This is a genomic window from Micromonospora sp. KC207 (assembly GCF_004348615.1).
GTDB lineage: Bacteria > Actinomycetota > Actinomycetes > Mycobacteriales > Micromonosporaceae > Micromonospora.
The window spans coordinates 1-7376 of the sequence record NZ_SMKJ01000317.1; the positions used below are offsets into that span (position 1 = coordinate 1).

General features: G+C 76.3%; 5 protein-coding genes. 2 read left to right on the forward strand and 3 right to left on the reverse strand.

The window, feature by feature from the left end; translation table 11 throughout:
* Positions 1-729, forward strand: a 729-nt coding sequence (locus tag E1258_RS27760) for an FAD-dependent oxidoreductase (protein WP_132406319.1), incomplete at its 5' end; no start/stop codon positions are given.
* Between the two features lie 23 nt (positions 730-752).
* On the opposite strand, the gene E1258_RS35220 is transcribed toward E1258_RS27760, so the two are convergent.
* The 3 genes from E1258_RS35220 to E1258_RS27775 form a co-directional block, all read right to left on the reverse strand.
* Entirely contained in the window at positions 753-1514 is a 762-nt protein-coding gene (locus E1258_RS35220) for a hypothetical protein (RefSeq protein WP_243715733.1), read from the reverse strand.
* Between the two features lie 3 nt (positions 1515-1517).
* The gene (locus tag E1258_RS27770) at positions 1518-4091 is read right to left on the reverse strand and encodes an FtsK/SpoIIIE domain-containing protein (protein ID WP_132406321.1); all 2574 of its coding nucleotides are present in this window, start codon (positions 4089-4091) and stop codon (positions 1518-1520) included.
* A gap of 150 nt (positions 4092-4241) precedes the next feature.
* Positions 4242-5042: an SGNH/GDSL hydrolase family protein gene (locus tag E1258_RS27775; RefSeq protein WP_132406323.1), complete on the reverse strand. Its 801-nt coding sequence runs from the start codon at positions 5040-5042 to the stop codon at positions 4242-4244.
* Positions 5043-5241: 199 nt separating this feature from the next.
* On the opposite strand from E1258_RS27775, the gene E1258_RS27780 reads away from it, so the two are divergent.
* Entirely contained in the window at positions 5242-6774 is a 1533-nt protein-coding gene (locus tag E1258_RS27780) for a M1 family metallopeptidase (protein ID WP_132406325.1), read from the forward strand.
* Positions 6775-7376 lie beyond the last annotated feature (602 nt).

The following is a 7376-nucleotide window of genomic DNA, read 5'->3' on the forward strand; positions in this document are numbered from 1 at the left end:
GGGGCGGGCGTGCCGGGGGTGGTGGCCCGGCCGACGCGGATGCTGCTGCGCCACCGCTACGGCGGCCCGCCCTGGTGGGCGGCGGCCACGGGGGACCTGGTGGCCGAGCCGGCCGCCCCGCCGTACACGGCGACGCTGCGGTTCACCGCCCCGACGGTCGAGATGACGCCGTACCTGGGGTGGCTGGCCGAGCGGGTCGAGGCCGGCGGAGGGCGGGTCCTGCGCCGCCGGTTGCGGCACCTCGCCGAGGCGTTCGACACCGCCCCGACAGTGGTCAACGCGACCGGCCTGGCCGCCGGCCGGCTCGCCGCCGACCCGGCCGTACACCCGGTGCGCGGGCACCTGGTGCTGGTGGCGAACCCGGGCCTGACCACGTCGGTCCGGGACGAGGACGACCCGGCCGGGATCACCTACGTGCACCCGCGCCGGCACGACGTGGTGCTCGGCGGCACGTACCAGCCGGGGGTGTGGGACACCGGGCCCGACCCGCAGACGGCGGCGGCGATCCGGCGGCGGTGCGTGACCCTGGTGCCGGAGCTGGCCGACGCGCCGGTGCTGGGCGAGCGGATCGGGCTGCGCCCGGCCCGGCACGGCGGGCCCCGGGTGGCGGCGGAACCGGCGGGTCCGGCCGGAGGCCGGCTGGTGCACGCGTACGGGCACGGCGGCGCCGGGGTCACCCTGTCCTGGGGGTGCGCCGCCGAGGTCGCCCGCCTCGCCCTGGAAGGGTGACCTCGGTCCTGGACGGCTAGACCTCAGCGCAGCAGGCGGAACAGCACCAGGTAGCCGCAGTAGGCCAGCGGCATGAGCAGCACGCAGGTCACGAAGCCGAGCGGCACGAACCGCGACGGCGGCGGGTCCGCGCCCAGCACGGGCCGCCCCCACCGGCCGAGCACCAGGTACCCGGCGACGAAGCAGAACACGGGCAGTGCCCCGCAGGTCGCCACGTAGAGGGCCCCGGCGCTGGCCACGACTCCGGCGACGCTGAGCAGCACCAGCGCCAGCACGACGCCGGCCGCCGCGCACGCCGCGTACACGGCCAGGGCCCGGGCCAGCGGCGACCAGGCCGGCAGCAGCGGCGGTCGCCGGCCGACGGCCTCCGTGACGGCGACGAGCCGGTCGGCCTCGTCGGCGAGCCGCCGGGCCTCGGCCAGCTCCGCGCCCGGGTCGACGCCCCCTGCGCGGGGCGCGGGCACCCCGGCCACCACCGGCAGCGCCACCGCCGCGCCGGTCGTTCCACCCGGGGGGTACGCCCCGACACCCGGCCGCCCCGGCGCGGCGGCGGCGGTTGGCGCGGGGCGGTCGCCTCCGGCGGGTGCCGGGTCGGCGGTGACGCCGACGGCGCGGCCGAGCTGGTCGAGGCGGTGGGCCTGGGCGTCGAGTCGCCGGGTGAGCTGGTCGAACGTCCCGTGCAGGGCGCGGCGACGGCGATCCTCGGCGGCGGCGTCCCGGTCGGTCTCCCGGCGCTGGTCGGCGAGCTGCCGGGCCAGGACGGCGTACTCGGCGAAGGTGGCCACCGCTCAGCGCTCCTCGTCCCGTTCGTGCCCCGGCCCGGTGAACGGCACGATCAGCCGGGTGCGCTGGTCGTGCCGGTCCACCAGCAGCGCCCGGTCGGCGCGCGGGGTGTAGGCGAGGTCGTGCTCGCCCAGGTGCAGCCCCAGCTCCGTGCCGGGGACGTTCAACGCGACCAGGCAGGCGACATCGTCGCGGTGGTGCGCCCCGCCGAGGTCGTCGGCGAGCCGGCGCAGCCCGCGCCACCAGCCCAGCACGTGCACCCCGCGTCCCGGGCCCTCGCGGAGCAGTGCGCGCAGGTCGTCCAGGCCGGAGCGGAACGTGGTCGGGTCGGTGCCGGCGAGGGCGGCCGATGCCGCGTCAGCGCCGAAGAGCACCAGGTAGGTGCGGCCGGCACCGGGCTGGTCGGCGGGCTGACCCACGCCTGGCGGAACGGCGGCGCCGCTCGGGGCGGCGGCGAGGGCGGCGATCCGGTCCCGCAGGCCGGCCGGGTCGAGCCGCTCGACCGGGTGGCCGGCGGCGGCGAGCGCGGCGGCGGTGGCGTCGGCCACCGGGGCGACGGCCGCGACCAGCGGAGCGAGCAGGAACCGGGCCCCGCCGGAGGCGTGCTGGCGGGCGAGGCCGAGCGCGGCGGCGCGCAGCACCTCCGCGCCGACGGTCGAGGTGCCGACCACGGCCAGGTGCCGGCCCGGGGTGGCATCGAGGGTGAACGACGCGGTGCTGCCGGCCACGTCGACCGCCCGGCCCACCAGGGCGACCGGGGGCCCGGCACCGGGGCACAGGGCGGCGAAGGCGGGGTCGTCGTCCAGCCGCGCGGGCTCGTACCCCCGGAAGACGGTGGGTCCGGTGGACCCGGCCGGCCGGTCGCGCCACAGCTCGTGGCGCAGCCGGGCGAGGTCCTCGCGGGCGGCGTACGCGTCGGGGAAGCGGACCACGGTGTCGGCCCCGGCCGCCCCGGCTGCGGTGTTGAGCACGGCTGTGCCGATCGGCAGCGCGTCGGCGGCGGTGTTGAGGGCATCGAGCACTCCCCCGCCGCCAGGCAGGGCCACCCGCAGCGGGAACTGCCCGAAGATCGCCTCGGCCCGGCCGTACAGCGACTCGATGCCGGCCGTGGACTGGCTGGCCAGCACCAGGTGCACCCCGTACGAGCGGCCCTTGCGGGCCAACTCCTCCAGCAGGTCGACGGCCTCCCGCGCAAGGGCGTCGGTGCCGGCGAGCAGCACCTGGAACTCGTCGACGACCGCGACGATCCGGGGTGCCGCCGCGTCGCGGGGCAGGTCGGCGAGCTTGGTGACGCCGTGGCGTTTGAGGACGCTCGCCCGCCGGTTCAGCTCCCGGCGCAGCTCCCGCAGCACGGCCAGGCCGTACTCCCGGTCGCTCTCGATGCCGACGACGCGGGCGTGCGGCAGCCACGACGGGTCCCGCTCGGTGGGGACGAACTCGGTGAAGCTGACGCCCTCCTTGAAGTCGAGCAGCCAGAGCTGGAGCTGGTCGGGGGCGTACCGGGCGGCCAGCCCGTACAGGGCGTCGAGCAGGAACACGGTCTTGCCAGCGCCGGTGCGGCCGGCGACCAGCCAGTGCGGGGTGGCGTCGTCGAAGGCGATGGTGACCGGCTGCCGCCCGGCCCGGCCGACCACGGTGGACAGTCCGGCCGCGCTCGATCCCGCCGAGCGGCGCGCCGGCAGCAGATCGGCGAAGGCGGGCGGGGTGTCGCGGCGGGCCGCCGGAGCGAGGTGCGCGGCGAGGGCGGCAACGGTGGCCGGCGGCAGATCCCCGTCGAGGACGACGGGCGCGGCCAACCCGGAGCCGTCGGCGCTGAACGGGTGCCCGGGCGGGTCGCCGACGTGGGCGTACCGCTGCATCAGGCGCAGCGCGGTGGCCGCGCCCGGCGGCGGCACGTCGGCCCCGGCGGCGCTCCGGTGCCCGGCGAGCAGCACACAGACCGCGGCGGACGCTCCGGCGTGGGTGAGGGCGGCGAGCCGGGCCAGTTCCCGGGGCGAGGGCGCGGCGGCGGCGACCAGCACCAGCAGCTCGCGGGCGGCCGGGTCGGCTTCCCGGGCGGCCCGGGCATGGCGTTCGGCCTCGTCGAGCAGCGCGGCGACCTCGGCGGCGGTGGTGGCGGGCGAGGCGAGCACCCCGGCGTCGAGCAGCGGGCGCAGCGGCAGGAAGGTGGCCCCGAAGGCCACCGTGTCGATCCCGGCGACCCGAATCGTGCCGGGCGGTGCGGTGGCGAGCAGCCGCAGCACCACCGCGCGCAACAGCTCGCCGACGCGCGGGTCGCGGGCGTCGGCGTCGATGGTCAGGTGGCAGCCGCCGCCGAGCGGCACGAGCACGGGGAAGCCGCCGTCCAGGGTGGTCGCCTCGCCGACCCGGATCGGGGCGGGCGCGCCGGTCAGCGCGGTGACGCCGGGGGCGGGGGCGGCGAGCCGCCCGCCGACGGCGGCCAGCCGGGCGACGACGTCGGCGGCGGTCGGTGTGGCCGGGGCGGGCGCGCCGAGGGCCCGCCGGGCCCGGTCGAGCCGCTCGCGGGCCTGCCGATGGGCGGCGACCGCCTGACCGAACGCCGACGCGAGCCTGCCCACCCTCTGCTGCCCCCCACGCGCGATGGCCGTCTGGTCCAGCGAACCCTAACGGACGCGTGGCGGCCACGGACAGTCCGCCGCGACGGTGCCCTCCCGACGGAGACGGCCGGCGGCCAGGGTGGATCGCCGGCCGTCTCCGGTGGCGCGGGGTCAGCCGGTGACGGCGTTCAGCGCCGGCAGGTAGCCCAGGCGGTAGCCGTCGACGCTCGGGTGGTACGCCTCGATGACGCCGGTGACGTTGCGGATCCACGGCACGGCGGCGCAGATGCCGTGCCCGGCGAAGTACGGGCGGGTGTCGGCGAAGGTGGCCCCGGCGGCGGTGGCCCGGCCGGCGGTGATCGAGGCGAGCAGGTCGGCGGCCTCGTTGATGATGGTCCGTTTGTAGGTGCTCATCGCCAGCGCGCCGCAGGAGGTCGTCTCGAACAGGCGCGGGTAGCCGAGCACGACGAGCCGGGCGTTCGGGGCCTTCTCGCGGATGGTGGCGTAGGTGCGGTCGAGCCGGCCGGGCAGCTCCGTGGTGGCGAACGCCTTCGCCTCGTCCACCGCGTCCTCGCAGTTGCTGGTGGTGCCGAACCGGCAGCTGGTGATGACGTCGACGAAGCCGGCGTCGTTGCCGCCGATGGTGATGGTGACCAGGGTGGTGCTGGCGCTCAGCGCGCTCACCTGCTTGTTGATCACGTCGGCGGTGACCGCGCCGCTGCAGGCGGGGAACGTGAAGCTGGCGACCTGGTGGGCGGCGGCCCAGAGCGGGGCGTACGACTTCTCGCTGCGCAGGCAGGTGGACTGGTCGTACGGCCCGGCGCCGACGCCCGAGGAGTACGAGTCGCCCAGCGCCACGTAGTTGATCGCGGGGGTGGCGTGGGCGGCGCCGGGGACGGCCGCCGCGCCGAGGGTCGCGGCGAGCAGGGCGGCCAGCGCGGTCAGGGCGCGGGCCAGCGGGCGGTGGGACATGAGGAACCTCCGCGGGGGCAGGGGTGGTGAGATCCTCGGAACCGCGCGCGTGGCCCAGGGGGTGGTTGTTACTGAGCGGTAATAATATCGAAACATTTACCTCAAAGGAATAGGCTGCGAACCGCCCACGCGGGACACGCCCGTTTACATCCGTCGAATAGGTTGGCCGGCGTACACCCCAACGGAGGGAGTCCACCACGTGCGACGCGTTCTCACGGCGGCCATCGCCGCCCTGACCGTCACCACCGCCGGCGCGGTCGCGGCCGGCGCACCCGGCCACGCCGCCGCCCGATCGGGCTGGGGCCGGCCGGTCGTTGCCCCGGCCGCGCCCGGCCCCGGCAGTCCCGGCCTGGGCGACAGCTACTTCCCCGACTACGGCAACGGCGGGTACGACGTCGACCACTACGACATCCGGCTGCGCTACGAGCCCGCCACCGACCAGCTCTCCGGCACCACGACAATCCTCGCCCGGGCCACCCAGGACCTGTCCCGGTTCAACCTGGACTTCCTGCTCGGCGTCCAGTCGGTGAAGGTCAACGGCTGGACGGCCGCGTTCGCCCGGGAGGGCGTCCACGAGCTGGCGATCACCGCGCCCCGCCCGATCGTCGCCGGCCAGTCCCTCACCATCGTGGTCACGTACGCCGGCGTGCCGTCGCAGACGCGCGTCAACGGCTACACCAGCTGGACCAGGACGGCCGACGGGGCGCTCGCCGTCAACGAGCCCGAGTCGGCCTGGTGGTGGTACCCGAGCAACGACCACCCGCTCGACAAGGCCACCTGGGACGTCTCGGTGTCGGTGCCGACCGGCGTAGAGGTGATCAGCAACGGAGTGCAGCCCCGGCCCCCGCTGGCCGAGTCCGGCAACCGGACGCGCTGGGGCTGGCGCAGCGCCATCCCGGGCGCGACGTACCTGGCGTTCCTCGCCATTGGCCAGTACGACATCGTCACCGACACCGCGCCGAGCGGGCAGCCGGTCGTCAACGCGTACAGCACCACGCTGGGCACGCTCCGGCCGGCCGCGCGGGCCAGCATCGAACGCACCGCCGAGATCGTCGACTGGGGGAGCGGGATCTTCGGGCCGTACCCATTCGAGGCGCAGGGCGGCGTCGCCGGCCCAATCGACGGCATCGGCTTCGCCCTGGAGACGCAGACCCGCTCGGTGTACGGGCCGGGCTTCTGGCGCCGCGGGTCGAACACCTACGTGGTCGTGCACGAGAACGCCCACCAGTGGTTCGGCAACTCGGTCTCGGTCACGGACTGGAGCGACATCTGGCTCAACGAGGGCTTCGCCAGCTACGCCGAGTGGCTCTGGTCGGAGGAGCAGGGCGAGGGCACGGCGCAGGAGGTGTTCGACTTCACCTACGCCAGCTATCCCGCCGACGACCAGTTCTGGCAGGTCCTGCCCGGCGACCCGGGCCCGGACGACGTCTTCGACGACGCGGTCTACGACCGGGGCGCGATGACCCTGCACCAGCTCCGGTTGGCCGTCGGCGACGAGGCGTTCTTCCGCATCCTGCCGGCGTGGACCGCCGCCCACCGCCACGGCAACGGCACGATCGAGCAGTTCCAGGCCCTCGCCGAGCAGATCTCCGGCAAGGACCTCGACGCCCTGTTCACCACCTGGCTGTTCACCAAGGGCCGCCCGGAGCTGCCCGGGGCCTCGGCGGCCCGCGCTGCCGCCCCCGCCGAGCCGAAGTCATGGGCCAAGATCCGCGAGGCGCACGCGCACTGACCGGTCAACCTTGGACGGTTGGCGATTCCCGGTCACACCAACTGTCCAAGGTCCGGTCATTGATCGTCCCGTCCTCCGGGTTGTCCGGTCGTCCGGCGCGGCCGGGTCGGTCCGGCCGCCGGCGCGCCCGGGGCCGGCGGCCTCGCCGCCCGCGTCGGTGACGGGTGGGGTGGGGTCAGCGGGAAACTCGCCCGCCCCGCCCAGTTACGCGTCGATCGCGGCGGCACCCGTCTGTCTCGGCCCCTATGGAGCTGCCCCGCTTGTGCTACCGGGCTGCGTCCTCGGCCGGCAGCACGGCCCAACCCGCAGCACGGCCCAACCCGCAGCACGGCCCAACCCGCAGCACGGCCCACAACCCGCAGCACGGCCCAACCCGCAGCGCGCACCGGGCGGCCGGGGTTCGCTCCGCGACCGGTCACCGCCTGGCGGTGCCATCCACGCAGACGACCCCACGGCACGCGCCGGGACCAGCCTCTGGTCGCACATCCGGGGCAGTTCCATAGGCACCGCAGGCAGTCTCCGGCACCGGCGCGGGACGTGATGGACCCGCGCCGGGGACCCCAGCCCCCGGCCCGGGACGCGGGCCCCCGGCCCGGGACGCG

Coding starts and splice junctions, on each gene's coding strand:
- E1258_RS27775 (WP_132406323.1), bottom strand. CDS start 5,042: ATGTCCCACCGCCCGCTGGCCCGCGCCCTGACCGCGCTGGCCGCCCTG.